This window comes from Psychromonas sp. SP041 (genome assembly GCF_000470315.2).
In the GTDB taxonomy this organism is placed as follows: Bacteria; Pseudomonadota; Gammaproteobacteria; order Enterobacterales; family Psychromonadaceae; genus Psychromonas.
In genome coordinates, this window is the sequence record NZ_CBRF02000090.1 from 1 (window position 1) to 1,399 (window position 1,399).

The 1,399-nt window shown below is 36.7% G+C and carries 1 protein-coding gene; it reads right to left on the minus strand.

Going from position 1 to position 1,399, the window contains the following annotated elements:
• Window positions 1-1,192, minus strand: a 1,192-nt coding sequence (locus SP041_RS20660) for an IS110 family transposase (protein ID WP_137298013.1), incomplete at its 3' end; no start/stop codon positions are given.
• Between the last annotated feature and the right edge of the window lie 207 nt (window positions 1,193-1,399).

Here is a 1,399-nt window from a genome sequence, read left to right on the forward strand (position 1 = left end):
CATAGGGAGTGTTAGTTTTCCAACATCTAAATACTATCCTGATCCACTTAAAGGCTAAGGCTCTAATGATACTATTATGTGGTTTTCCTTTAGCTTGTTGTTGCTCATAATAAGCCTTTGCCCAGAATGAATAACGAACCGAAAAACCAGCCCACTCAACAAATGTTTGTCTTAAAAAAGTAGGACAACTATACCGCCAATGTGTCCACATTTTCTTGCCACTACGTTCAATAACAGGCGCTATACCTGCATATTTTTGTAGCTCTGATGCATCATGATAACGCGATCTATTACTGCCAAAAGCGACTAATAAACGAGGAGCAAGTTGTGGGCCTGCACCTGGTAAACTATCAAATATATTTTTATCTGCTTGCGCTTTGTAAGCTCCTTTAATTGCTTTATCAAGTTGCTCAATACCTTGTAATAATATTTTGAATTGGCTAATTAACACTTCAACTAACATTTGGTTAGGCTCTATCACTCCTTTATCTTCGGTTAATGGCATTGCATTTTTTATACCGAGGATCCGCTTGTTGTTAACGTCTACATAACGTGAGTTATGTGCATTAAAAAAGTCTAATAATGTTTTTTTTCTGGCTTTTTTAGCTTTACCTAATGACGGCCATTTTAGAATAAAATCACAAAATATGATGGTGTCTTTTTCTTTAAACCATTCAAGAGCTTGTGGATAATAATTCTTTAATGTTGCGGTTATTTTATTGGATAAATCAACACTGTTTTGCACCAAGCCTCGGCGATATTCAACGAGTTGAGAGAGTGATCGTATTGCTGCTGACTCAGGCTCAATAACGGAGAGTTTATCCATGTGTAACGTCAGAATTTCGACCTGTATTAATGCATCAGAAGGGTCGTCCTTTGCACCACTTGGCGTGAATGCTTTACGATATTTTGCAACTGTTGAAGGGTTTATGGTAAATAAAGTCAGGTGTTCATATTTAGCTAGTGCATAAATGAGAGGGCCTTTTTTGAGTTCACAAACGATAGCGATTTTTTGCTCTGGATAGCGTTGTTTAAGCTCCATTGCCCAGTCATGTAATGCTTGAGGTTTATGTTTAATGATGGAGTAATTATATATTTCAGTATGGTTGGGATGTTCGCATATATCATGCTTCTTATCAGCCCAATCGATTCCTATTAAAACAGCAAAATTATCAATATTATATCCTTTCATTTTAAAGCTCCTCCGCGTAAAGTAAATGTTGGAATGTGCTTAAGGCTCGTTTCTCGCAGGTCTTATAGATAGTCGTGGTAGGCGATCCCTGAGTATGCGTTTTGAAGCGAGTTGTTCTGTTGGTTCGAACGTCTTGTTAAAAACATTGTATGTTTAGCAATTCAATATTCGTAACCAACAGAAGCATGTTCCATTTAATATAATAAT